Here is a 23,947-nt window from a genome sequence, read left to right as displayed (position 1 = left end):
TCGGAAGGAACCCTGTGCCTCTCCCAGGGAAAGGAGAAAAAAAAAAGAGGGGAAGGGAAAAAAAGAAGAGAGAAACAGCGAAAAAAAAAAAGGGGGGGGGGGGGGTGGGGCCCCCCCCCCCCCCCCACGCCATCCATCACAATGGTCTACCCAGAAGAACGCGCTGACCGCAGATCGGTGCGGTCCGCCTGAAGTCCGGGAGCGCAGTTCTCCCGTTCATCGCATCGGCCCTATGACATGCGGTGATGTCCAGCTTCCGCTTTCACGTCCCTCAGAGTGCGACTCAGTTGTGCTGCTCCGCGCCACCGTCGATGAAGCTGCTGGTGGTGCAGATGTCGTTGACGCTGGTCTCCTCCTCGGCCTCGCCGATCGGGGAGAGGATCGGGATGTCCAGGCCGTTCGCGACGTCGTCCAGCTGGACCTGGATGGCCAGGATGTTGATGTTGTTGTCGCAGACGCCGATCGGAACGTTGACGTTGTGCAGGATGTCGGTGTTGTTCAGGTTCAGCAGACCGACCTGGGCGTACTCGTCGTCGTCGCTCTCGCTCTCGTTCTCGACCGACAGCGGCTTGTGGTCGGGCCGGTAGTCGTCGCCCGTGCCGGTGGCCGACGCCACGCCGCCGAGCATCATCATTCCGGCGGCGGTGCCAGTGACCACCATGCCAAGCTTCTTGATGAACACGAAGATCTCCTTACCAAGCGGTGCTTGTCACATCATCAGGGCAGCCACGGCTCACCATTTCGGAAGACACCCCTGAATCCCAGGGCGAACCGCGACTGGACGAAACCTACCGGGTCTCTCTTCACCGAATCCACCTCGTCACACCATCGTGTATTTGTCACAACCAGTGCGAAGCAGGGTCACCTGATCGAGTTGCAGCGGAGCCACTCAACCCAGACACCAGAACTCACCAAAGCGGGAAATCGGCCACGGAGAGTCGTTTTCTCAGCGACCTAGATCGTTGACTTTCCGAATCACGCGCGACAAAAATATCCGCGAAACAAACGGTGTCGAATAGTCACGAAACAGCGCTTGCCCGCCGAAGAACCACTCGGCCTCCGACCAGCGCCCGGCGAGACCTTCCCACCCCGCAAGCACAGCCTGACCTGGGAAGACCGTCGACCGACACCCGGATCTCGACGCTGTCCCGACCATGCGGGCTCATCGATCACGGGACTGACCGACCCGGGCTGATCGAAAGGAGATCACGAGCGGCCACGGCCAACATCGACGTTCTTGGCCAGCGGAGATCCAATTCGGACTATCCACGGCGTCCACTCAAGACTTTTCCGCCCACCTATTTGCTCACGGTCGTCACGCCACACCAACGAGTGAGCGATTGATCATCTACCGGGTGGTCTCCGCGCAGAAGAACATCAGCGCAGAGTGGCCACATGATCGAAAAATGATCACTTCACCCCGGTCTCGACTTCCCGCCCGAGCGAGAGACGCGGACCTCCGAGCGACCCATGGAGACCACCGAGTGGTCCGGGGCCGCCGAATCGCCGCTATTCGCGCGGCCACGCCCGCCCCCGCGACGCGCGCGACCCCGGTTCCCGGCGGCGCCCGCCGCCGTTTCCGAGAATCGCGTAATCAACTCACGCCATTTCGTCACACGATCAGGGGGTTTCGGGCCCGATCAGTTGATCTTTCGACCGGATGGTCGCCAGCGGAACGCAGTCAAACGGCATTCCCACATACTTCTTCCGAGTTCTTTGCCCTGCGTTCGTACACTTTTGCCGCCGTCGGGGATCGCGGAGTCACCGCCGATGGGCAAGCCGAAGCTTCGGGAGGGTTTAGCGGTGCTCGGTTACATCGAACTCGTCGCGTCCACGCTGATGTACGGCTTGGGCGTCGTGGCGCAGAGCGTGGCGGCGCGGCGTTCGACCACGCGATCCGGGGCGGACCTGGGCCTGCTGGTGCGGCTCGCCTCGGACCGGCTCTACCTGCTGGGTTTCGCGGGCCAGGTGGCCGGGTTCGTGCTCGCCTTCTTCGCCAGAGCCTCGCTACCGCTGTACCTGGTGCAGGCCGGGTCGTCCGCCGCGGTCGGCGTCGCCGCGGTGTTCGGCGCGCTGGTGCTGGGCTGGCGGGTGCGGCCAGCGGAGGTTGCCGTGCTGGTGATGATGGCCCTCGGGCTCATCCTCCTGGTCGGCGCGTCGACCCCGTCGGTCGCCCACGACGTCTCGGGCAGCCTCGGCCTGGCGCTGCTCGCGGTGCTGGTGACCGGCGCCCTGCTGATCGCCCCCGCGTCCCGCGCGCGTTCCTCGGTCCCGTTGGCCGTCCTCGCGGGCGTGCAGTTCTCCGTGGTGGCGATCACCAGCCGGTCGCTCGCCGACGGGTCGCTCGCCGACCTGCCGCTCAACCCGCTGGCCTGGCTGCTGGTCCTGGCCGCGGTGGCCGGTCAGGCGTCGCTGATCTTCGCCTTGCAGCGCGGCCCGGCCACGTCGTCGGTGGCCTCGATGGACGCCACCAGCGTCGTGCTCGCCTCGGTCACCGGCCTGGCCATGCTGGGCGACCAGGTCGCCGCGGGCCGCCAGTGGTGGGTGATGCTCGGGCTCGCGCTGGTCGTCCTGGGGGTGCTGATCTTCGGCTCGGTGCTGCGCTGGGCGTCGCCGCTGACCGTGACCGAGCCCCAGGAGGCGGTGTGAATCCCGCGAACCCGTTGCCCCCGGCCAGTGTCTCGCTCGACCTGGACAACCTCTGGGCCTACCTGAAAACCCACGGCGACCCCGAGTGGGAGCGGCGGCCGAGCTTTCTGCCGACCGCCGTGCCGCGCCTGCTGGAGCTGCTCGGCGAGAACGGCGTCGCCACCACCGTCTTCGTGGTGGGCGCCGACGCCGAGCGGGAGGACGGCGCGAAGGCCGTCGCCGAGATCACCTCGGCGGGCCACGAGGTGGCCAACCACTCCTACGGGCACGAGCCCTGGCTGCACCGGTACTCGCGGCGGCAACTGGAGAACGAGCTGGTCCGCACCGAGAACGCGATCGTCGCGGCGGGCGCGCCCCGGCCGGTCGGGTTCCGCGGTCCGGGCTACAGCGTGTCCCGGATGCTGTTGAAGCTGCTCATCGAGCGGGGCTACGCCTACGACGCGAGCACGCTGCCCACCTGGATCGGCCCGCTCGCCCGCGCGTACCACAACCGGGGAACGACCGCCGCGGAAGGAAGCCGCGGCCGCGAAGACCTGTTCGGCGGGTTCTCCCGGGTCGCCGCGCCGATCCACCCTTACCGGTGGGGCGACAGCGACCTGGTGGAGCTGCCGGTCACCACGATGCCCCTGGCCCGGGTGCCGATCCACGGGTCCTACCTGCTGTGGCTGCACGGGCTGTCGCCGAAGCTGGCGAAGGCGTACTTCACCACCGCGCTGCGGCTGTGCCGGGCGCGCGGCGTCGCGCCGTCGCTGCTGCTGCACCCGACCGACGTCCTCGACGGCTCCGAGGCCCCGGGCATGGAGTTCTTCCCCGGCATGACCGTGCCCGGCGCGCGCAAGGCCGAACTCCTGGGCTGGGTGCTCGCCGCGCTGCGCCGCCACTACGAGGTGGTCGGCACCGGCGAGCACGTGCGGCGGCTGCGGGCGGCCGGGCTGGACCGCGCCCGCGGCCTCGACCGCTGCGGGCCGGGCAGATGACCGTCCACATGGGACAGTTCGACGCGCCCGCCGCCGGGCTGCTGCGGTTTTCCGCCTGCGCGGTCGTGGCGACGGCCCCGGTCGAGGGCTATCTGATGGCGCTGCACCCGCACCTGGCCAAGGCGCCCGCGGCGGTGCTGGCGACGACCTGGGTGGCGGTGCGCGTGCGGCAGCGTCGGCTGCCCGCGCCGCACCCGGCGCACGTCGTGCTCGCCGTGCTCGCCGTCGTCCTGCTCACCACATCGGCGGTGCACGCCGCCGAGCCGTTCAGCACGCAGTACCTGCTGCGGTGGCTGCCTTTCCTGGCCATCACGGTGATCCTGATGGACGTGGCCGCCCGCGAGGCGCCGATCAGGACGCTGCTCGCCGCGGCGGTCGGCGGGGCCGCGGTCGCCGGGGCGGGCGCGCTCTACAGCATGGCCGCGCTCGGCGAGCCGCGGGCGACCGGGCCGCTGCACGACCCGAACGACCTCGCCTACGTGCTGGTCGCCGCCCTGCCCCTGACGCTCGCCGCGCTCCCGACCGGCGCCCGGTCCGGCGCGCGCCGGACCCTGGTGGCCCTGGTCGCCGCGGTCCTGGTCCTCGGGGCCGCGGCGACGTTCTCCCGCGGCGGCGCCCTCGCCGCGCTGGCCGCGGTCGGCTGGCTGCTGCTGCGCCGGACGCTGCGGGCGCGGGCGGTGGCGGTGGCCGGGCTCGCCATCGTCGCGGTCGGCCTGCTCGGAGCACTGCTGGCACGAGACGAGATCGCCCAGGCACTGCGGGAGAAAACGCACATCGCGGCGACCAATGTGGACACTCGGGAGCTGCGCTGGGCCGCTGCGGCGCGGATGCTGGCCGAGAACCCGGCCCTGGGCGTCGGCGCGGGCGGTTTCCGCAGCACGTACGCCGCCGCGTCGCACAACGCCGAACTCGACGAACAGGCCCCGGTCGCGCACAGCATGTACCTGGAGGTCGCCGCCGAACTCGGGCTCCCCGGGCTGGTGTCGTTTCTGGGGCTGGTCGCCGTCGCCGTCGTGGCGAGCGAGCGCGTGCTGCGGGCGGGCGAGCGACAGGTGATGGCCGCGGCGCAGGCGAGCCTGCTCGCCGTGCTCGTCGCGTCGGCTTTCCTGTCGCAGCAGTACTACCTGCCGCTGTGGTTCCTGGTCGCGCTGGTCTGCGCGGCCGATTCGCGTGTCCGGGAAGGACGGAGAGGAGGCGGCCATGCGCGTCTTGCAGGTGATCAGTGAAATGGGCACCGGCGGCGCCGAGGCGCTGGTGGTGGAGATGGTCCGGCGCGGCGTCGACTTCGGCTGGGAGTCCGCGGTCGCCAGCGGCGGCGGGCGCCGGGCCGAGCAGGTCCGCGCCGCGGGCGTGCCGACCTTCGACGTCCCGGTCGCCGCGCGCACCGCGCTGGGCATGCTGCGGGCGACGGCGGCCACCCGGGGGGCGCTGCGGCGGTTTCAGCCGGACGTCGTGGTCGCCCACAACGTCTCGGCGACGGCGGTGTCCCGGCTGGCGATGGCCGTCGCCGGGCGGCGGCCGCTGGTGACCGTGTTCCACGGCGTGGCCGAGAGCGACTACCGCGGCGCGGCCCGCGTCCTGACGCACGCCGCCGACCGGGTAGTCGCGGTGGCCGCGGTGACCGCGGGTCGGCTCCGGGCCGCCGGACTGTCCAAACCGGACATCACGGTGATCCGCAACGGGGTGACTCCCGTGCCAGCGGAAAGCGACCGGGCGCCGACCCGGGCCGCGCTGGGCCTCGCGCCCGAGGTCCCGGTGGCGCTGTGCCTGGCCCGGCTGGAACCGCAGAAGCGGCACGACGTCCTGCTGGACGCGTGGGCGCGGCTCGGCGGCGACGCGGTGCTGCTGCTCGCGGGCACGGGCAGCCTGCGCGAGCCGTTGGAGCAGCGGTGCGCGGTTCTGGGCCTCGGCGAGCGGGTGCGGTTCCTCGGCGACCGCGAGGACGTGCCCGCGTTGCTGGCCGCGGCCGACATCAGCGTGCTGACCAGCGACTGGGAAGGCATGCCCGTCGCCGTCCTGGAGTCGCTGGCCGCCGAGCGCCCGGTGGTCGCCACCGACGTCGACGGTGTGCGCGAAATCCTCGGGCGGGGCGGCGGGACGCTGGTGCCGCGGCGCGACCCGGCCGCGGTGGCCGCCGCCGTGCGCGCGCTGCTGTTCGACGCCGACGCCCGCCGCGCCGCGGCCGCCGCTGGCCTGGCCGTCGTCCGCGCCGAGCACGACCCGCACACCTTGATGAAGTCCTACGACGAACTGCTGCGCGCCGCCGCGTCCGGTGGCTCGCGATGACCGCGACAGCGACAACGGCGGCAAGCGCCACAACGCCGACGCCCGCCAAGGCCGCGGTGGCGCGGCCAAGCGGGCGGTCGCGCGACGGGTTCCGGCAGACCGTCGCGCTAAGCGTGCTGGTCGGACTCGTCGCCGGTGCGCTCGTGCTCTTCGTGGTCGGGATGCGCAACCCGCTCTACGAGGGGCGGGTCGGTTTGATCGCGAGCCCGGTGTCCGCGCAGTCCGGGTCGGCGGCGCAGTACGGCGAGGTCGTCTCGCTGGTGCTGCCCGCGCTGGTCGAACTCGCCCGGAGCCCGTCGGTGCTGGCCGAGGCCACCTCGCGGGTGCCGAACGGGCCGACCCCGGCGGAACTGGGCGCGAACATCTCCGTCGAGTTGGTGCCCGCGTCCGGCCTGGCCCGGCTCTCGGTCCGGGCGCCGTCCGCCGACGCCGCGGGCGCGCTGGTGTTCGCCCTCGCCGGGGCGATCATCGACGCGGACCTGTTGCAGCCGGTGAGCACCCTGCGCCTGCTCGACGACCGGGCCGACCTGACCCGGGTGGCCCCGGACTGGCCGCTGGTGATCGGGCTCGCGCTGGCCGCGGCGGCGGCGGCGGGCGTGGCGACGGCTGTCCTGCGCAACCTGCCGAGGTCCGGGCGGTCGGCGGAAGTCGACGCGGTGCGCGCGGCGCTCGACTCGGCCGGTCTGCGGCCCACCGCGGTCCTGCGCGGCGACGACCCCCGGCTGGTCGACCGGCTCCAGATGCTGTGCGCGGCGGCGGCCCGCCCGGCGAAAGCGCTTGCCGTGGTCCCGGAACTCGCCGACCGGGCGGAGTCGCTGAACCGGGAACTGGCGACGAGCACGGGCGGATCAGCCGAGGCCGAGCCAGCGGTCATCGCCGTGGCTCGGCGCGGGCGCGGACCGCAGGACGAGCTGGCCGCGACCGTGGGCGTCCTGCCGGTGAACACGGTCGTGGTCGCGGTGGTGCTGACGTGACTTTCCCTGGGGACAACGACAACAAGGCGGTGCGGCCATGACTTTCCGACTCCGTGCCCCTCGGCTGGGCGCGCCGCTGGTGATCACCGCGTTCATCGCGCTGGTGGGATTGGCGAACGCTTGGCGGGCGCTGGGCCCCGCGCTCACCGTGCCGACGCCGACCCTGGACAACCGGCCCGAGGAGCGCCTGCAGGACTTCCGCGACGCGCTGTACTTCCCGGTGCGCGAGTTCCTGGCGGGCGGCAACCCGTACGACCCGGCGGCGATGTTCGCGCACTGGCCGGTGCGGCAGAGCTTCAACCTCTACCAGCCGTACCACCTGGCCCTGCACCTGCCGTTCGCGCTGCCGGGGTACCGGGTGGGCGCAGTGGCCTTCTCCGTGGTGTCGCTGTTGCTGCTCGTGGTGCTCGCGTCCATGGCCGCGACCCGGTTGCGACCGCGGGTCCCGCTGCCGCTAGCCGCCGCGACGGCCGGGTTGGCGACGCTGCTGGTCGTCAGCCAGGTGGGCAAGGCCCAGCTCTACGTCGGCCAGGTCAACCCGCTGGTGGCGGTCGGGGCGGCGGGCGCGCTGCTGTTGCGCAAGAGCAATCCCCGGTGGGCCGCCGTGGCGCTGGCGCTGGCCTGGCTGAAACCGCAGTTCGGGCTGCCGCTGGCGGTGCTGCTGTTCGCCCGGGGCTCCCGGCGGGTCGTCCTGGCGGGCACGGCCGTCGCGGCGGCGGCCACGCTGCCGGTGGTGGTCCTGCTGATCGCGCGCGGCGGCGGAGTCGGGCCGTTCCTCGACGTGATCGCCGCGAACCTCGCGCACGCCCAGGAAACCGACTACGGCGCGGTGGATTCGCTTACCGCGCAACGGGTTGACCTGGCCGCGGTGCTGTTCCGGGTCACCGGCTGGCTGCCGCCCGCCGCCGAGGGGGCCGCCCTGGTCGCGGTGCTGGCGGTGAGCGCCATGCTGGTGCGGGCGCTCGACCGCGGGGGCGACCCGGACCACCTGGCGGTGAGCGACCTGCTCACCTGCCTCGCGGTGGTCGTGGCCGTGGTGCACCAGCCGGGCGACGTGCTGATCTCGTTCCCGGCCATGGCATTGGCCGCCGCCGTGTGGTGGCAGCGCAGGCGCGAGCGGCGGTGGCAGCCGCTCGGGTGGGCGGTGCTGACGCTCGCCGTGCCGTACGCGCACCTGCACGTCGTGGACGCGGCGATCGTCTCGGTGTTCGGGGAACGGGTGTCGGTCACCATCGACGGGGTGGCCGTGGTGGCGTGCTGGGCGCTGCTGGCGGGGTTGGCTGTGCGGCTGTCGCGGCGGTCCGCGGCCAAGGCAGGCCGATGACCGGGCGGCTGGCGGCCGCGGCGATGCGCGGGTCGCTGTGGCTGGCCGCGATCAACCTGGTGAGCAAGGGCAGCCAGGTCGCGGTCACGCTGACCCTGGCCGCCCACCTCGCTGAGGCCGACCTGGGCGCGGTGACGCTGGTGGTGGCGCTGGTGAACATCGCGCAGGTCGTGCAGGCCGCGGGCGTCTACGACGTGATCAGCCGGACCACCCGCGACCCGCTGCGGATGGCGGGCACCGTGCTCACGCTGAGCGTGGGCGCCGGTGTCGCGCTGGCCGGGGCGCTCGCGCTCGCCGCGCCGACCGTCGCGGCGGTGCTCGGCGCGACGGACGCAGCGCCGCTTATCCGGCTCGCCGCGCTCACCCTGCCGTTCACGGCGGCGGGCGGGGTGCAGATGGGCCTGATGCACCGCGAGTTGGACTTCCGGCGCAGGCTGTTGCCGGACGCGGGCAGCGCCGTGCTCGGCGCGGCCGTGACGATCGCGCTGGCCGCCGGTGGCGGCGGCGCGGTGTCGCTGGTGGTGGGCCTGCTGTGCGCCGCGGTGGCGCAGCCGCTGCTGGGGCTGCTCGCCGGTGCCCGGGTGCGGCCCCGCTGGGACACCGGCGCCGCGGGCGAGGCGCTGCGCTGGATCGCGGTCGTCGGGCCCGCCGCGATCGTGGCGACCCTGCTGATCAACCTGGACTATCCGGTGATCGGGCACGTGCTCGGGCCGGACGCGGTGGGCGTCTACTCGCTGGCGTACCGGATCGCGTGGATGCCCTACATCACCGGCGCGATCGTGCTCGGCGCCGTCGCGTTCCCGGTCTACACGCGACTGATCAGGACCGGGCGCCGCGCGGACCTGCCCGCGGCGGTGAGCCGCTTCACCCGAGCCGTCGCGGTGGTGACCGGCGGCCTGTACCTGGTGGCCGCGGTGCTCAGCGACCGGGTGGTGCTGCTGGGCGAGCGGTGGGCGCCGTCCGCGGGAGTGCTGGTCCTGCTGTGCGGCTACGGGCTCGCGATCAGCGTCGCGCACCTGTGGCACGAGGCGATCCGGGCGGCCGGGCATCCCCGGCTCTACCTCGCCCTGCTGCTCACCCACCTCGGCCTGCTGGTCGTGGCGCTGGTCCTGCTGACCCGCCACGGCGTGCTCGCCGTCGCCGCTGGCCAGGCCGCGGTGGCGGCCCTGCTGCTCGCGCTCACCTGGCTGACCCTGGTCCGGCTCGGGCTGGCCCCGGCCCCGCGCGAACTGGCGGGCATCGCGTTCGGCGTGCTCGGCGCCGCCGCGCTCGCCGCGCTGCCGGTGATCGCTCTCGACCGCGCCGGGGTCTTCGGCTCCCCCCGGTCGCTGGCCGGTTCGGCGGCCGCGGCCGCGGCGCTGCTCTTGGCCTATGTCCTCGGCGCCCTGCTGACCCAGCGGGGGGCCATTGGCGAACTGCGGCCCGCCCGGGTGCGCGCGGAGACGTTCGGAGAACAGCGGTGAAGATCGTGCACGTGTCCCAACCGGTCGACGCGGGCGTCGCGGCGGTGGTGCTGGCGCTGGCCGCCGACCAACAGGCGCGGGGGTGGCGGGTGGACATCGTCTGCCCGCCCTCGGGATGGCTGGTCGACCAGGCGCGCGAGCGCGGGCTGCGCACGCACCCATGGCGGGCGGGCAGGCAACCGGGGGTCCGGTCGGTGGCCGAGACGGCGAGTCTGCGGGCGCTGCTCCGGCGGCTCGGGCCCGACGTGGTGCACCTGCACAGCTCCAAGGCCGGGCTCGCGGGCAGGCTCGCGCTGCGCGGGCGGACGCCGACGATCTTCCAGCCGCACATGTGGTCGTTCCAGTCGCTCCAGGGGCCGCTGCGGCGACTCTGCCTGGGCTGGGAGAGGGCCGCTTCCCGCTGGGCGCACCAGGTGGTGTGCGTCAGCGACGACGAACTGGCCACCGGCCGGGCCGTCGGGATCACCGCGCCCGCCGAAGTGGTGTGCAACGGCGTCGACACCGACCGGCTGCGGCCTGCCGACCGAGCGGCGGCACGCGAACGGCTGGGGCTGCCCGCGGACGTGCCGCTGGCGGTCTGCGTGGGCAGGCTGGCCCGGTTCAAGGGGCAGGACCAACTGCTGACCGCGTGGCCGTCGGTCCTGGCCGAGGCGCCGCACGCCCGGGTCCTGCTCGTCGGCGACGGCCCGATGGGCCCGGTCTGGCGCGCCGAGCACCCGGTGGCGCGCGAGGACTCGGTGCTCTGGTGGGGGCACGGCGACGCGGCAGCGGAGTTCTACGCCGCAGCGGACGTGGTGGTGCTGCCCTCCCGCGCGGAGGGCATGGCCCTGGTCCCGTTGGAGGCCATGGCCTGTGGCCGCCCGGTCGTCGCCTTCGACGTGGGCGGCGTGCGCCAGAGCATCGGCGACGCGGGCGCGGTCGTGCCCCCCGGCGACACCCGCGCCCTGGCGGCCGAGGTGGCGGCCCGGCTCGCCGACCCGGACCTCGCCGCCGCCGAGGGCGACCGCGGCCGCCGCCGCGCGGTGGACCTGTTCGACCTGAGCCGCGTCGGCGACCAGTTCGCCCTGCTGGTCGACAAACTCGTCGGCGACCAGCGGGCCTAACCCATCTGACCGAAGCCCAGCAGCCAAGGGAGCCAGCATGACACCCAAGCCACGGGTCGCGTACCTGCTCACCCAGGACCGCGGCGGGCCGGTGGACGTGACGGTGCGGCTGGCCGGGGCGCTGCTCGCGGGCGGGGACGCCGAGGTGCGGGTGTTCGGGCCGACGCCCGCCCGGGACGCGGCGACGCTGGACGGCTGCCATGAGCCCCTTTCCGTGCCACACAAGGGAGATCTCGGCGCGAGTCGGCGGGCCAGGGCGGCGCTGCGCGCGTGGCGGCCGGACATCGTGCACGCCCAGGACCGGCGGGCCGGGCTGGTCAGCGCGGGCCTGCACCTGCTGCGCGGGGGCCCGCGGGCGGTGGTGCACACCTATCACGGCGTGCCCGACGACGTCGGCGAGGCGTGGTTCCGGGGCGGCCCGGGGGTGGGCCCGTCGCGGTACACCAAGGTGGTGCTGGCCGCGGACGCCGCGGTCGCGCGCGCGGTCAGCCGCACGGTCGTGCCCGCGTCCGCGATGGGCCGGTTCCTGCGCGAGCGGCTGCGCGTTCCCGGGAAACGGTTGGCGCACATCGACAACTGCGTCGACCTGCCCGCCTGCCACCCGCCCGCCGGGCCCGTGCGGCACCTGATGTTCGTGGGCCTGCTAGTGGAGCGCAAGGGAATCCTGCACCTGCTGCGGGCGCTGGCGACCCCGGCTGTCCTGCCACCCGACGCGACGCTGACCGTCGTCGGCGACGGCCCGCAGCGCGCGCTGGCCGAAGAACTCGCGGCCCGGCCGCCGTTGGCCGGGCGCGTCCGGTTCCTCGGCTTCCGCACCGACGTCGCCGACCTGCTGCGGCAGGCCGACGCGTTCGTCCTCCCGTCCACTCTGGAGCAGCAGCCGCTGGCCGTGGCCGAGGCGATGGCGGCGGGCAAACCGGTGCTGGCCACCGACACCGGCGGCGTCGCCGACATGCTCGCCGTCGACGGCGCCGCCCGCTACCTCGCCGCGCCCGGGGACGTCGCCGACCTCGCGGCCCACCTGCGCGCCCTCTTCGCCGACCCGGACCCGGGCACCACCGGTCGGCTGCTCGCCGCGCACGCCCGGACCCGGTTCAGCCCCGAGGTCTGCGCCCGACGCCACTTGGCGCTGTACCACGACCTTCTCGGCTGACGCCCCCGGTCACGGCGCGGGCTGCGGCCTGACCAGAACGACGCCGTCCGCGCCCGGCAGTTCCACAGTGGACACCGGCTCCCCGTCCAGGGTGACCAGGCCCTCAGGCGGTGTGAGAGTGGCGGTGACCCCGGTCGGATTGACCGCGACCCACCCGTTGTCGAACGCCCGCGTCCAGACGCCGGAGGGCTCCCGAATGGCGACATCGATCGCCGAACCCAGGCCGGACTGCTGCAACGGCGACCATTCCGGCTGGTGATAGTCCACAGTGGTCGCCGGGGTCCAGCAGGTCATCGGGCCCGCCAGCAGGGCGGCGCTGGCGTACCCGGCGCGTTCCTCGCGCCCGCCCTTCACCCGGGTCACCAGCAGCAGCCAGGACTCCCCCAGCGCCGCCTGGGCGCGCAGTTCCTTCCATTCGTTGCCACGAAAGGTAAGCAGCTCGCCGTTGCCGCCGTCGTCGCGGAAGCCGAAGTTCTCCTCCATCGCGCCGCCGTAGCGGGAATGCGCGGTCCACCGGCCGGGGTTGAGGTGCGACTCGGACACGTTGGGCACCAGGATCTTCCCGGCCTTCTCCAGCGCGTCGCCCGCGGCGAGCAGCAGGCCGTCGAGGCCGTCGCGCAGCAGGCGGTCGGTCTCGGGGTAGGACGCGGTTCCCCGCAAGATCGCGGCCGAGTAGTGCCGGAGGGTGTTGAAGTCGTTGTCGGCGAGCACCCCGTCCCAGCCCTGCGCCACCACCTCGGCGACCACGGCGTTGGCCCACGCCTGCTGGTAGGCGACGTCCCACACAGCCATCTGCCAGTGCTTGGGGTAGCCGTTCCACTCGATGCGCCTGTCCTCGGTGTCCACCGCGAACCACTCCGGATGCTCCCGCTCCGCGGCGTTGTAGCCGATCCCGCTGGGCAGCCACTGCGCGTCGGCGTCGCCCTCCACCGCGCCCGGGTAGTTGCGCGTGCTGGAGAAGTCCTTGTAGACCAGCACCTTGATCTGCGGGTTGAGCTCGTGCAGCCGCTTCATCGCGGGGATTTCCTGCGCGTTGAGGACCACCACCCGGTAGCGCTGGGCCGCGTCCGCGAGTTCGGTTTCGGTCGGCGAGTCGCCGATGGCGTACCACCACGCGCACGGGGCGCTCGGCTTGGGCGGCTCGGGCGGCGACGCCGCGCCGACGGTGCCGCTCGCGCACGCGGTCTGGATCACCAGGATGGCGGCGACGGCGAGGCGCAGCCCGCGCCGCAAACCCGAGGGCAGTCTCATGGGCGGACCCGGCGAAGCAGCTCTCCCACGGTGAGGAACAGGATCTTCGCGTCCAGCCAGAGCGACCAGTTCGCGATGTAGTAGTTGTCGTAGCGGGACCGGTCGGCGATCGAGGTGTCGCCGCGCAGGCCGTGCACCTGGGCCAGGCCGGTGAGCCCGGTGGGCACCCGGTGCCGCGCCCAGTACAGCTCGTGGATGGCCGAGAACTTCCGCACGAAGCCCGGCCGCTCCGGGCGGGGCCCGACGAAGGACATGTCGCCGCGCACGATGTTCCACAGCTGCGGCAGCTCATCGAGAGAGGTGCGGCGCAGGAACCGGCCCACCGGGCCGACCCGGGCGTCGCCGTCCATGGACCACCGGGTCTGCGAGTCGTCCTCCTTGCCGGGGCGGACGCTGCGCAGCTTGTAGAGCACGAACGTCCGGTCGTCCATGCCGACCCTGGTCTGCTGGAAGAACATCGGGCGGCCGCTTTCCAGCAGCACCGCCAGCGCGCACAGCGCGATCACCGGCGAGAGCGCGACCAGGGCGACGGAGGCGAGCACCACGTCCAGCCCGCGCTTGATCCACCAGCTCGGTCTGCTGGTGGGCGCGGTCCGCAGCCGCACCAGCGGATAGCTGCGCAGCCGGTCGATGTCGGGGCCGTCCTGGTAGAGCTCGTACATCCGCGGCACGACCAGGGTGGTGCAGCCGTGCCGGTGCGCGGTGACCGCGGCGGCGACCACCGGGGAGTCGCGGGCGTGGGAGAACGCGAGCACCACCGTGCCCACCCGCAGGCGTTTGATCGCCGCCGCCAGGTCGTCCTCCAGCAGGTCGACGGGCAGGGACACCGGGTCGCGCAGTGGTTCGGGGTCGATGAACCCCACCGGGCGCAGGCCGAACTCCGGGTGCGCCAGCATGGAGCCAGCGAGATCGATGCCGACCTTGCCCGCGCCGACGACGATCGAGCGGTCGCAGCGGCCCAACCGGCGGCGCGCCCAGCGCCCGAACGTGAACACGCAGATCCGCGCTGGCTCGTCGACCAAGGCGAACAGCAGCACGGCCCACTGCGCGGGCGAGCCGGTGCCGTCACCGTGCCCGCTCACCAGGATCACCAAGGTGACCAGGCCGAAGGCGATGGCGGTCGCGCTGACCGAGCGGGGCAGGTCGTGCAGCCAGGACAGCCACAGGCGCCTGCGGTAGAGCCTGCCGCTGGCGCGCGCGCCCACCAGGAGCACGCCCACCACGACTGTCCATTCCAGACTCAGCGCGAGCGTCCGCGCGGCCACCGTCAGCGCGACCAGGTCGACCGCGACGAGCAGCACCGCGACGGCGTTGACCCGGGCCAGCAGGGCGTCCAGCCAGGACCCGTCCGGCGACTTCTCCCGCAGCCGGGGCCGCCGCCGCGGCTGCGCTGGCGGGGACGCCGCGGTCTGGGCGGTGTCGATGCCGATCATCGGAGGCCACCTCGATCCGCCAAGCCCGGCGCCGGATGCGCGCATGGCCTCGGCCGTCCTGGTGGAGTCACGCCTTTACCACGACACGGCCACGACATTGCGCGACGTCCTTTCGTTCGCTGGCCCGCGGAAAAACCCCGATGCGGCGTCCGTTCGCCGAGTGCCGGGCCACGCGTGGGTTTCTCGACATGACGAACGCCGATGACGCGCCCGGACATCAGACTATGCCGCGGCCGAAAACGGGGATGACACCGGGACAATCGCCCACATCGACCCGCCCACATCGACCTCCCTTGACGATCATCCGCCGCGGCACGCCCGATCATATCGAGGCGGCCGAATCCCAGCCCGCCGAAGGACACCACTCCTTCGGATACACCCGATGAGGTAGTAATCCGGGAAGATCGGCCGACAACTACGCCTTCAATCCGCACCGCACCCCACCGTCCTACCTGGACTTCACCTATTCAGGTGATCCACTTTCAGCGTTCCGTGATCGCGGGTTCGGCCGAGAAATCACACCCACGCGGGATCACCGTAAAGAAACCCGGACAACCTGCCGAAGAGTTGCTGACGAGCAGGCCGAGAAATCGGGACACCACGCCAGGTGGAGGAATGTGAGGGCCTATGCCGCTCGACAAGACTGTGCTGCCAGAACTGTCGGAGGCGACGGACCCGCGGACGGCCGCGGTGCCGCGCGCCCGGCGGCCGGGCGAGACCGGCGGCACCGCGCACGTGGTCCTGCCCGCCTACAACGAGGCGGACTCGCTGCCGCCGCTGCTGCTGCGGCTGGCCAAGGTGGCGCGGGCCGAGAAGCTCACCGTGTGGGTCGTGGACGACGGCTCGGCGGACGACACCGCGCGCGTCGCCGCCGCGGGCGCCCCCGGCCTCGACGTCCGGCTCATCCGGCACCCGGTGAACCTCGGCCTGGGGCAGGCGGTGCAGTCGGGCCTGCGGGCGGTGCTTGAGGCTGCGGCCGCCGACGACATCGTGGTGGTCATGGACGCCGACGACACCCACGACCCCGGCCTGATCACCGCGCTGCGCGCGCGGATCGCCGCGGGCGCGGACGTCGCCATCTGCTCGCGGTTCGTCGACGGCGGCGACGACCGGACCGCGCCGCCGCTGCGCAGGCTGCTCTCCCGGGGCGCGGCGGTGCTGTTCCACCGGGCCCTGCGGGTCGAGGGCGTGCGCGACTTCACCAGCGGCTTCCGCGCGTACCGGGTCAGCCTGCTCGCCCGGGCGAGCAAGCACTGGGGCGAGCGGCTGATCGAGGAGCAGGGCTTCGCCTGCATGGTGGAGCTGCTGCTCAAGCTGCGCCACTGCGACCCGGTGATCACGGAGGTCCCGCTGCGCTTGCGCTACGACCGCAAGCAGGGCGCGAGCAAGCTGCGGCTGCGCCGCACGATCACCCAGTACGTCAAGCTCCTGGTGCGCGACCGGCTCGCGCCCGCCCCGTACTGGACGCTGTGAGCGGCTGGTGGACGCCACGAATCAGGTGACGGTCATCGGCGGCGGAATCTGCGGGCTCGCGGTGGCGCACCGGCTCGGCCGCGCCGGGGTGCCGGTGACCCTGCTGGAAAGCAGCGACCAGCTCGGCGGCCTCGGCACGTTCTTCCCAATGGGAGACCGCTGGGTCGAGCGGTTCTACCACTGCGTGATGCCCTCGGACACCCACCTGCTCCGCCTGCTCGGCGAACTGGGCACCGGCCAGGACGTCGCCTGGCGGAACACCCGAATGGGCATGATCGTGGCGGGCGCGCGGTACCCGTTCAACACCGCCCGCGACCTGCTGCGGTTCACCCCCCTGCCGCTGCCACACCGCGTCCGCCTCGGCGTGGCGTCGCTACTGCTGCGCAGACTGGGCCGAGGCAAAGACCTCGACAACATCCGCACGGAAGACTGGCTACGCGGCCTCTACGGCGACACCGTGTGGGAACGCCTGCTGGCCCCCATGTTCGGCTCGAAGTTCGGCCCATCCTGCGGCGACGTGCCCGCGCTGTACCTGTGGCAGCGCCTGGGCCGGGAGAGCAACGTGGCCACGCGCGGCTACCCAGTCGGGGGTTACAAAACGGTCATCGACCGCCTCCAAGCCTCCATCGAGACCACCGGCGGCACAATCCGCCTCAACACCCCCGTACTCGCCCTGCGCGACACCGGCTCCGGCATGGAAATCACCCTGCCCCACGGCGAAACCATCGAAACCGGCCACGTGGTCTCCACCGTGCCCCTCCCCCTACTACGCACCCTGGCCGACGCCCCCCTGTCCGCCCGCCTCCCCACCACCCAACTGCCCTACCAGGGCGTCGTGAACGCCCTGTTCTTCCTACGCAGACCCCTCTCCGGCCACTACTGGGCCCCCGTCCTGCACTCGCACACCGAATTCGACGGCGTAGTGGAAATGTCAGCCCTATCCGGCCCAGAAACCTACGGCGGCAAACACCTGGCATACGCCATGCGCTACACCGACCGAGAATCCCCCCTATACCAAGAAGACGAGTCAACCATCGCCCAACGCTGGACAACCCACCTACTGCGCCTCTACGCCGACCTCCCCCTGACAAAAGAAGACATAGCGGAGGTCAAAATCTTCAAGGCCCCCTTCGTGGAACCGGTATACCCCTTGGGCTACCTAACCCGACGCCCCACAATCAAAGTCCCAAACACCCCCCTACTACTGGCCACCACAGCCCACGTCTACCCAGAAGTAACAAGCTGGAACTCCAGCGTAGGCCTAGCCGAACGCGTGGCGACCACACTGTTGGCAACCTTGAACCGCACCCCCACCACAACAAAAACCTAACTAACTTAACTAACCTAACCTTTTCATCTGCGAGGCCAAGAAGCACACCCGCCTTCCGCCCAGGCCGCACCCAACGCTGCCAGGTGCTCGATGGGGTGGAGTGGTTTCTTCGGGGGAGAAGGAAGATCGCTAAGCTGGCTCCGCGCGTGTGAGGCCGAAGGCATCCCACCCGTCTTTCACACGGCGATCTTCCTTCGTAGGGGCCCCGAAGAAACCACTCCACCCCATCGAGCAGACAGCAAAGCCAACTCACACCTCAGGCGAGTAATGCCGAGGAGACCCCCGCTCCCCCACCGGCGGCAGATTACGACGCGGAGTCTCCACCAACGCCGCGTCAGCAGCCAAAACCCCCCACTCCCGCCGCCACCCAGCCCGAGCCCGAGGATGATACCGCCGCTCAAACGGCACAACCCGAAACACACCCCCAATCACCCGCCCAACCACCCAATGCACCCGAGCATCAAAAGCGGACCACGAATACCCCAACCGTTCCCGAATCACCGGCTCATACATCCCCACCGTGAGCCACAAAAACCCCCGCCCCACCAACACCCGCACACCCCGCCACACAACATCAGGCACCCACCTCACCGGCTTCGCCAGCCCCCCGAGATCCAACACAGCCCGCGTCGCCTGGTTGACCTCCAACACCTCACCGCACATCCGATCCCAGTAAGCCTGAAACTCGGCCCAAGACCCCGGCACCGACCTCATACTCATCCCATAAAGCCGATACCACTGCACATGCTCGTCGAACAACCGAACCCGATCAGCCTCACTCAGCCCACCCATGAAATGCTCCGCCACCCGAAGAACCCCGACGAAGAACGTCGCATGAGCCCAGTAGAAGGTGTCCGGGTCAAGCGCGTGATATCGCCGACCGTGTGAGTCCACCCCTTTGATCGTCTCGTGGTACCCGCGAACCTGCCGCGCCGTCTCCACCGCCCGAGGGCCGTCGTACACGACCCCGCCGATCGGGTAGAGCGAACGGAACAGCCGCTGCCAGCGTTCCTCGAAAAACCGTGAGTGTTCCGAAACGCCCGCCCCGAGACCAGGGTGCATGTTCTGCATCGACCCCGCCCACAGCGCGGTCAGCATCCCCCGCCAGTCGCCGAAGTACTTCCAGGTCAGCGAGTCCGGCCCGAGCGGTGTTGGTTCGTCGGTTCGCGACATTCGCGGGCTCCGTTCACGGCGGACAACTGACTACGGTCGTTGTCAGACTAGGATGGGTCGAGTGCCGAGTCAACGAGCCGCCGACCGCACCTGGGGCGGCACGACCATGACCGACCGCAAGGCCGCCCGGCGCCTGCGGCTGCTCGAAGCGGGGGTCGACCTGCTCGGCGCGCCCGAGGGACCCGCGCTGAGCGTGCGCGCGGTGTGCAGGCGCGCCAAGCTCACCGAGCGGTACTTCTACGAGAGCTTCCCCGACCGCGACGAACTCGTCCTCGCGGTGTACGAGCACGTCGCGGCCAGCGCGCGCCAAGCCCTGGTCGACGCCGTGCGGTCCAGCCCGCCCGACCCGCAGGCACTGGCCAGTGCCGCGGTCACCGCCTTCGTCGAACTCATGGTGGACGCCCCTCGGCGCGGCCGCGTCCTGCTGCTCGCCCCGCTGACCGACCCGGCGCTGTCCAGCCGGGGCATGGCCCTGCTGCCCGCGTTCGCCGCGCTGATCCGGGAGCACCTGCCCGAGGACGAGTCGGAGACCGAGCGGGAGATGACCGCGATCGGGCTGGTCGGGGCGCTGACGCACCTGTTCTCCGCGTATCTCGACGGCACGCTCGCCGTCGACCGCGATGAGCTTGTGGATCACTGCGTGCGGCTGCTGATCCGGGCCTGAGCTGGTTTCGGCGCCCGCGGCGCTGGGAAGTCCGGCGGAGAGATGCAGACTTTCCTGCCGTATCCGGATTTCGTGGCCAGCGCCGCCGCGCTCGACCGAGGCAGACTCGGGAAGCAGCGGGTGGAGGCGGTGCAGATTCTGCGCGCGCTCGTGTGGCCGGTGTACGGGTGGAAGCATCACCCGGCCGTGGCCATGTGGCGCGGTTTCGTGCCCGCGCTGGTGCTGTACACCGCCGCTGTCTGTCGCCGGTGGACGGACCTGGGGCACGCGGACTCGGTGCTGGCGCAGGCTTTGGCGTTCACCGACGGGCGCCTGCCCGAACCGGATCGGCTCGCCGCCGAGGGGATGCTGCCACCGTGGCTGGGTGAACCGGCGGTGCATCTGAGCCATCAGGCTTCGTTGCTGCGCAAGGATCCTGGGCATTATCGCCCGATCTTCGGCGACGACGTGCCGGATGACCTGCCCTACGCCTGGCCGTCATCGGTGTATCCGCGGTGGCCGTTGCGGCGGGGGCATCCGCACGCGCTGCCGTTGCCCGCCGCGCTCGACCTGGTGGGGATCGCCCCGCCGGACGAGGCCGAGTCCGCCGCGCTGGATCAGGTGCTCGCCGGGCGCAGTGCCGTGCTCGCGGGAACCGATCCCGTGCGGCTGGCGGGAATCGGGCTGCTCGCGGGGCTGTGCACGCCGGGCCGGACCGCCTGGGTCAGTCCGCTGCCGCTGCCTCGGGTGGCGCACCCCGGGCCCGCGCCGGTGGTCGGCCCCGACTACGGCGGCGGTCGGCAGCCGGACGCCGAGGCCATCGCCGCCATGCGCGCGGAATGCGCGGCCACTCCGGACTTCGCGTTCTTCCGGGAAGGCTCGGTCGACGGTTTTCCGCCGGACGCCAACCTGGTTGTGCTGGACCGCGTGCGGATGCCTGTCGACCGGCCCGCTCTCAGCCTGGTCGTGGCGGGCTGACGGACTCAGTCCTCCGATGGCGGGCGTTGCGGGGCGGCCAGCCAGGCAGGCGCTATGCGGGTGGTGGGCGGGGCGCCCAGGTCGCGGGGGCGGTAGCCGTTGGGGTAGCCGGGATAGGTGCGGTTGCGCGGATCGTGGGACAGGCGTGACACCGTGCGCGGTGGTAGGTAGCGCACTACCGCCGAGCGGGCGCGCAGGGCGCGGCGGGTCGCTTTCCCGAGCCAGGCGGGGGCTGCTGGGAAGTCGAAGGCGGCCAGCATTTGCTTGCTCAGCAAACCGTGCACCGCCTGGCGGACCAGGGGGCGGACGGGCGGCCAGTACCAGGAGCACATGAGCTCCCGGGTGTGGACGCCGATTCGCCGGTTGGTGTCGCTGTAGCGGAAGTTGGCGCGCTCATAGTCCACTTTGAACTGGCGGAACTCGGCGTAGTCGGCGGGGATGTCGCGGATGCCCATGCGTTTGCCCACCTCGCGGTAGAAGTGGAAGGCCGCTGTCCGCTCGTGGTCGGACAACGGGCGCCAGCCGAACTCGTCAATCCAGTCGATGGGCTCGTAGATGAAGGTGGTCAGGACGTAGCGCATGTCTTCCGGGCTGATCCGGAATCGTCCATGGGCGCGGTTGATGACGCGCAGCGCCTCCCGGCCGCGGGGCGACTCGTAGCCGTGCTCGGCGATCTCGGCGATCAGCAGCGCGGTGTCGTCATAGCGGCGTTGGGGGCGGTTGGCGAACTCGCCGGTGGCGTCGAGCAGGGCGGAGATGCTGGGCACGCAGTAAGTGCGGAAGAGGGCCAACTCCAGGGCGCGCTGGTAGTCCCAGGGGAACTCGTAGCCCGCGGTGATCCGGTAAATCTCCTGGTGGTCGGCCACCGGGTCCAGTGCCTCGATCCGGCACAGCCAGGCGTGCCTGCGGTCGGTTCTCGCGCTGCGCATGGCGCCTCCTTGCGACCCGCGACGCTGACTCGGCCGCCGGAGCGGTCACCCGATGCTACCGGCCGGGGACAGGGGCCCGCCGTCAGTTCTGGCCGGGTTCGTCGGCCAGGCTGACGAACCGCACCGCCGCGGCGGACTCGGCTGGCGGGGGCCAGTTCGCTATCGCGTCCTGGTTGCGGATGGGCTGCCAGGTCACGACGATGTTGACCCGGCGACGGAGTTGGCCGATCAGCCGCTCCAGGAAATGGCGGACCTCTGTGCCGTCGAACGGGTCGGCGGTGGCGAGGAACGACATGGCGCCCCGGTTGGACACCGCCTGCAACACGCTGACATCGGGCCAGCCGGTCTCGTCGTGGCTGGGGAGGCCGGAGCGGCCCGCCAGCCAGCGGGGGCTGCCGTAGCCGACCCAGACGACCTCGGCTCCGGACAGCCAGGCCCGCCTGGCCTCGGGGAGCACCGGGGTGTTGGCGGCGGCGACGGCGTTGCGGGCGCGCAGGGTGCGCAGCAGGTCCTGGGGGCAGGGCAGGCCCCAGCGGACCAGGTAGTTGCCGACCGTCGTTGCCCCGAGCATCACCAGGAACTCGCGGTTGATCAGCTCGGTGACCGCCTGGCGGGTCCACACCTGGTACCGCAGGCCGACCGCGTCGGGAGTGCGCCGGGCGATGGTGCCCGCGACCCACAGCTGCTGGGCGGTGGTGAGGGCGAGCTGCTCACCGGGTCTGCGGCCGCGCCGGGCGGGCACGAACGCGTTGTCCCCCCGGTTGCGGTACTCGCGGACCCACACGCCGACCGTCTGGCGGGACACCCCGAACAGCCGGGCGACCTCCACCTGGGCGGTGCCCGCCTCGACCGCGGCGACGACCCGCTTGCGCAGCTCGACCAGCGCGTCGGACGGCAGGCCCCGCGCGTCCCCCGCGGCCATCGGCATCGGCTGGTGCATACGCCCCCCTCATCTGGTGCAGGCCCAACGAGCGGCCAAGACCTCCGGATATGGCATGGATTCGCATGTCATCTGGTGTTTACAGGCACCCGCAGGGTGGTCTGGTCGATGGCGGTGGTGCGGACCACCACCGCCAGTTCCCACTGGCCCGGCATCGGCATGGCGATCTCGGAGGAGATGTAGTGCGACGGGCCGCCGCTGGCCAGCGGCACGGCGATCGGGCCGATGTCCGCCGAGGGCAGGCGCAGCTCCGCGCGCACCTCGGGCACCTTCTTCGGCTGGCCCGCCGGGTCGAGCACGACCAGGTGCAGCTGGTTGGGGCCGACCTTCGCCGGGGTCAGCACGAACGCCACCTGGCCCTTGCCGTGGAGACCGCCCGCGTCGAACGGGATCGCCAGCGACACCGGCCCTTCCGCTGCCCCGGCTAGCGGCGGGTTGCGCTCCCGGTCCTGCTCGGCGCGCGCGGGCTCGGTGCCGACCAGGGACACGGTCACGGTGAGCAGCAGCGCGCCGATGGCGACCTCGGCCATGACCAGCTTGCGGAACCGGCCGACCTCGCCGGTCTCCGGGGCGCGCTTGGCCTTGCGCTTGTCGGTGACGGTCACGACCTCGAACCCGTAGTGCCCGCGCACCCACCGGCGGGCGAGCGCGCCGCTGGCGAGCAGCACCGCGACGAGGCCGACCTTGCCCAGCAGGTACCAGCCGTAGGTGGTGCCGAACAGCGCGGAGACCGTGCCCACCTGCCGCCAGGTCTGGTAGAGCCCGGTCACCACGACCACCGCGACGCACACCCCGGCGACCGTGGAGAACCGCGGCACGGCGATCCGCATCGCGTTGGCGTCCCTGGAGCGCAGCAGCACGGCCAGCGCGGGCAGGCCGCCGAGCCACACGCTCGACGCGGTGAGGTGGGCGATGTCGATCGGCACGGACAGCGGCGCGAGCCCGCCCGCCGCGCCGTGCGCCACCAGGCTCCAGGTCGCCGCGAGGGCGACCGCGCCGCCCAGGACGACCGCGCCCCGGCGGAGGCGCGCCCGGGGATGCGGGTCATCCTCGGCGTGCTCCTGGCGCAGGAAACGGATGACGAAGACAGCGGCGACGGCCAACAGCACCAGGCGCGCGGCCAGACTCAGGCCGATCCGGCTGCCCAGGGTCGTCCCGATCAGGCCGGGGTCGACCAGCGAGCCCAGCGTCCGGCCGCTGGCGTAGGGCCCGTAGAGCAGCAGGGCGAGCACGGTCGCCGCCGCGGTCGTGGCCAGGCCGACCACAGCCAGCCGCCGCCCGCCGCGCCGGGCGGCCAGCGCGGGCCAGCACACCGCCGCGACGAACGCGGCGCCGACCAGCAGGGCGAGCCCGGCGGTGGCCAACCACCGGGAAAGTCCATAGAGGACGGTCACGGTCCCGTCGCCGCCCTGGTCGCCCCCGGCCCCGACCGCGGCGGGCGCGGTGGCCTCGCGGACGCTGAAGGTGAACGCGCCCTGCACCGGGTGGGTGTCGGCGGAGACAACCCGCCAGGCGACGGTGTGCGTGCCGTTGGGCAGGGTCTCGCCCACCCGGACCGTGATGGTGTCCTGCTTGCCGTCGCGGTGTTCTGGCTTCCCGATCCCGCCGACGTCCTTGCCGCTTGGCCCGATCACCCGGACGCTGGCCAAGCCGAGGTCGACCGGTTCGCTGAACCGCAGGGACACCTCCCCGGGCGAGTCGCCGAGGAGCTGCCAGCCGCCGGGGGTGGTGGACAGCAACACCGCGTGCGCCGCGGCGGGCGCCGGGTTGGCGATCATCGCCAGCAGCGCGATCAGGAGGGCGGTGAACACCACCCGGGCACGCGGCAGCCGGACCGGAACGGGCATGGCGACTCCCTGCTGCACGTG

20 protein-coding genes are annotated in these 23,947 nt (G+C 72.0%); 13 read left to right on the top strand and 7 right to left on the bottom strand.

What is annotated here, in order from left to right:
- Positions 1–283: 283 nt before the first annotated feature.
- Positions 284–682 carry a hypothetical protein gene (locus ACZ6SD_RS03655; protein ID WP_465315331.1) on the bottom strand — a complete coding sequence of 133 codons (399 nt, stop codon included), beginning with the start codon at positions 680–682 and terminating at the stop codon, positions 284–286.
- A 1,121-nt stretch (positions 683–1,803) separates the two neighbouring features.
- On the opposite strand from ACZ6SD_RS03655, the gene ACZ6SD_RS03650 reads away from it, so the two are divergent.
- From ACZ6SD_RS03650 to ACZ6SD_RS03610, 9 genes are read left to right on the top strand one after another with little or no spacing between them, the layout of a single operon-like run.
- A complete protein-coding gene (locus ACZ6SD_RS03650; RefSeq protein ID WP_465315330.1) occupies positions 1,804–2,649 on the top strand; it encodes a hypothetical protein in 846 nt (281 codons plus the stop codon).
- On the top strand, positions 2,646–3,626 hold the full coding sequence (locus ACZ6SD_RS03645) for a polysaccharide deacetylase family protein (RefSeq protein ID WP_465315329.1): 981 nt from the start codon (positions 2,646–2,648) through the stop codon (positions 3,624–3,626). Before ACZ6SD_RS03650 ends, ACZ6SD_RS03645 begins: the two co-directional genes overlap by 4 nt.
- Before the next feature lie 8 nt (positions 3,627–3,634).
- Positions 3,635–4,852: an O-antigen ligase family protein gene (locus ACZ6SD_RS03640; protein ID WP_465315328.1), complete on the top strand. Its 1,218-nt coding sequence runs from the start codon at positions 3,635–3,637 to the stop codon at positions 4,850–4,852.
- Positions 4,827–5,912: a glycosyltransferase gene (locus ACZ6SD_RS03635; RefSeq protein ID WP_465315327.1), complete on the top strand. Its 1,086-nt coding sequence runs from the start codon at positions 4,827–4,829 to the stop codon at positions 5,910–5,912. The genes ACZ6SD_RS03640 and ACZ6SD_RS03635 overlap by 26 nt, the downstream gene beginning before the upstream one ends.
- Positions 5,909–6,886: a YveK family protein gene (locus tag ACZ6SD_RS03630; protein ID WP_465315326.1), complete on the top strand. Its 978-nt coding sequence runs from the start codon at positions 5,909–5,911 to the stop codon at positions 6,884–6,886. Before ACZ6SD_RS03635 ends, ACZ6SD_RS03630 begins: the two co-directional genes overlap by 4 nt.
- 37 nt (positions 6,887–6,923) lie before the next feature.
- Positions 6,924–8,210, top strand: a complete 1,287-nt coding sequence (locus ACZ6SD_RS03625) for a glycosyltransferase 87 family protein (protein WP_465315325.1) — start codon at positions 6,924–6,926, stop codon at positions 8,208–8,210.
- Positions 8,207–9,673, top strand: a complete 1,467-nt coding sequence (locus ACZ6SD_RS03620) for an oligosaccharide flippase family protein (RefSeq protein ID WP_465315324.1) — start codon at positions 8,207–8,209, stop codon at positions 9,671–9,673. The genes ACZ6SD_RS03625 and ACZ6SD_RS03620 overlap by 4 nt, the downstream gene beginning before the upstream one ends.
- Complete coding sequence (locus ACZ6SD_RS03615; protein WP_465315323.1) at positions 9,670–10,776, top strand: glycosyltransferase; 1,107 nt, start codon at positions 9,670–9,672, stop codon at positions 10,774–10,776. The genes ACZ6SD_RS03620 and ACZ6SD_RS03615 overlap by 4 nt, the downstream gene beginning before the upstream one ends.
- A 37-nt stretch (positions 10,777–10,813) precedes the next feature.
- On the top strand, positions 10,814–11,929 hold the full coding sequence (locus tag ACZ6SD_RS03610) for a glycosyltransferase family 4 protein (protein WP_465315322.1): 1,116 nt from the start codon (positions 10,814–10,816) through the stop codon (positions 11,927–11,929).
- A 9-nt stretch (positions 11,930–11,938) separates the two neighbouring features.
- On the opposite strand, the gene ACZ6SD_RS03605 is transcribed toward ACZ6SD_RS03610, so the two are convergent.
- Both ACZ6SD_RS03605 and ACZ6SD_RS03600 read right to left on the bottom strand, forming a co-directional pair.
- A complete protein-coding gene (locus ACZ6SD_RS03605; RefSeq protein WP_465315321.1) occupies positions 11,939–13,180 on the bottom strand; it encodes a putative glycoside hydrolase family 15 protein in 1,242 nt (413 codons plus the stop codon).
- Positions 13,177–14,613 carry a sugar transferase gene (locus ACZ6SD_RS03600; RefSeq protein WP_465315320.1) on the bottom strand — a complete coding sequence of 479 codons (1,437 nt, stop codon included), beginning with the start codon at positions 14,611–14,613 and terminating at the stop codon, positions 13,177–13,179. The genes ACZ6SD_RS03605 and ACZ6SD_RS03600 overlap by 4 nt, the downstream gene beginning before the upstream one ends.
- Before the next feature lie 627 nt (positions 14,614–15,240).
- Between ACZ6SD_RS03600 and ACZ6SD_RS03595 the strand changes: the two genes are divergently transcribed.
- Complete coding sequence (locus tag ACZ6SD_RS03595; protein WP_465315319.1) at positions 15,241–16,086, top strand: glycosyltransferase; 846 nt, start codon at positions 15,241–15,243, stop codon at positions 16,084–16,086.
- Between the two features lie 7 nt (positions 16,087–16,093).
- A complete protein-coding gene (locus ACZ6SD_RS03590; protein ID WP_465315317.1) occupies positions 16,094–17,416 on the top strand; it encodes an NAD(P)/FAD-dependent oxidoreductase in 1,323 nt (440 codons plus the stop codon).
- Positions 17,417–17,665: 249 nt separating this feature from the next.
- On the opposite strand, the gene ACZ6SD_RS03585 is transcribed toward ACZ6SD_RS03590, so the two are convergent.
- Complete coding sequence (locus ACZ6SD_RS03585; protein ID WP_465315316.1) at positions 17,666–18,589, bottom strand: oxygenase MpaB family protein; 924 nt, start codon at positions 18,587–18,589, stop codon at positions 17,666–17,668.
- Positions 18,590–18,695: 106 nt separating this feature from the next.
- On the opposite strand from ACZ6SD_RS03585, the gene ACZ6SD_RS03580 reads away from it, so the two are divergent.
- Both ACZ6SD_RS03580 and ACZ6SD_RS03575 read left to right on the top strand, forming a co-directional pair.
- On the top strand, positions 18,696–19,253 hold the full coding sequence (locus tag ACZ6SD_RS03580; protein WP_465315488.1) for a TetR/AcrR family transcriptional regulator: 558 nt from the start codon (positions 18,696–18,698) through the stop codon (positions 19,251–19,253).
- A gap of 42 nt (positions 19,254–19,295) precedes the next feature.
- Positions 19,296–20,210, top strand: coding sequence for an MSMEG_6728 family protein (locus ACZ6SD_RS03575; protein ID WP_465315315.1), 915 nt, complete (start codon positions 19,296–19,298; stop codon positions 20,208–20,210).
- A 5-nt stretch (positions 20,211–20,215) separates the two neighbouring features.
- Here ACZ6SD_RS03575 and ACZ6SD_RS03570 read toward each other — a convergent pair whose 3' ends face one another.
- The 3 genes from ACZ6SD_RS03570 to ACZ6SD_RS03560 form a co-directional block, all read right to left on the bottom strand.
- A complete protein-coding gene (locus ACZ6SD_RS03570; protein ID WP_465315314.1) occupies positions 20,216–21,139 on the bottom strand; it encodes an oxygenase MpaB family protein in 924 nt (307 codons plus the stop codon).
- Between the two features lie 82 nt (positions 21,140–21,221).
- A complete protein-coding gene (locus ACZ6SD_RS03565; RefSeq protein ID WP_465315313.1) occupies positions 21,222–22,079 on the bottom strand; it encodes a helix-turn-helix domain-containing protein in 858 nt (285 codons plus the stop codon).
- A 68-nt stretch (positions 22,080–22,147) separates the two neighbouring features.
- Positions 22,148–23,926: a copper resistance CopC/CopD family protein gene (locus ACZ6SD_RS03560; RefSeq protein ID WP_465315312.1), complete on the bottom strand. Its 1,779-nt coding sequence runs from the start codon at positions 23,924–23,926 to the stop codon at positions 22,148–22,150.
- Positions 23,927–23,947 lie beyond the last annotated feature (21 nt).

This window comes from Actinokineospora sp. NPDC051303, assembly GCF_055586285.1.
The sequence above is the reverse complement of the archived record's forward strand: the minus strand, read 5'-3'. Positions and strand labels throughout refer to the sequence as shown.

Excerpts from the sequence above, each read along its gene's own strand:
- ACZ6SD_RS03620 (WP_465315324.1), top strand. The coding sequence starts at position 8,207 with ATGACCGGGCGGCTGGCGGCCGCGGCGATGCGCGGGTCGCTGTGGCTG.
- ACZ6SD_RS03570 (WP_465315314.1), bottom strand. The coding sequence starts at position 21,139 with ATGCGCAGCGCGAGAACCGACCGCAGGCACGCCTGGCTGTGCCGGATC.
- ACZ6SD_RS03560 (WP_465315312.1), bottom strand. The coding sequence starts at position 23,926 with ATGCCCGTTCCGGTCCGGCTGCCGCGTGCCCGGGTGGTGTTCACCGCC.
- ACZ6SD_RS03605 (WP_465315321.1), bottom strand. The coding sequence starts at position 13,180 with ATGAGACTGCCCTCGGGTTTGCGGCGCGGGCTGCGCCTCGCCGTCGCC.
- ACZ6SD_RS03580 (WP_465315488.1), top strand. The coding sequence starts at position 18,696 with ATGACCGACCGCAAGGCCGCCCGGCGCCTGCGGCTGCTCGAAGCGGGG.
- ACZ6SD_RS03575 (WP_465315315.1), top strand. The coding sequence starts at position 19,296 with ATGCAGACTTTCCTGCCGTATCCGGATTTCGTGGCCAGCGCCGCCGCG.
- ACZ6SD_RS03595 (WP_465315319.1), top strand. The coding sequence starts at position 15,241 with ATGCCGCTCGACAAGACTGTGCTGCCAGAACTGTCGGAGGCGACGGAC.
- ACZ6SD_RS03635 (WP_465315327.1), top strand. The coding sequence starts at position 4,827 with ATGCGCGTCTTGCAGGTGATCAGTGAAATGGGCACCGGCGGCGCCGAG.
- ACZ6SD_RS03625 (WP_465315325.1), top strand. The coding sequence starts at position 6,924 with ATGACTTTCCGACTCCGTGCCCCTCGGCTGGGCGCGCCGCTGGTGATC.
- ACZ6SD_RS03585 (WP_465315316.1), bottom strand. The coding sequence starts at position 18,589 with ATGTCGCGAACCGACGAACCAACACCGCTCGGGCCGGACTCGCTGACC.
- ACZ6SD_RS03630 (WP_465315326.1), top strand. The coding sequence starts at position 5,909 with ATGACCGCGACAGCGACAACGGCGGCAAGCGCCACAACGCCGACGCCC.
- ACZ6SD_RS03640 (WP_465315328.1), top strand. The coding sequence starts at position 3,635 with ATGGGACAGTTCGACGCGCCCGCCGCCGGGCTGCTGCGGTTTTCCGCC.
- ACZ6SD_RS03610 (WP_465315322.1), top strand. The coding sequence starts at position 10,814 with ATGACACCCAAGCCACGGGTCGCGTACCTGCTCACCCAGGACCGCGGC.
- ACZ6SD_RS03600 (WP_465315320.1), bottom strand. The coding sequence starts at position 14,613 with ATGATCGGCATCGACACCGCCCAGACCGCGGCGTCCCCGCCAGCGCAG.
- ACZ6SD_RS03565 (WP_465315313.1), bottom strand. The coding sequence starts at position 22,079 with ATGCACCAGCCGATGCCGATGGCCGCGGGGGACGCGCGGGGCCTGCCG.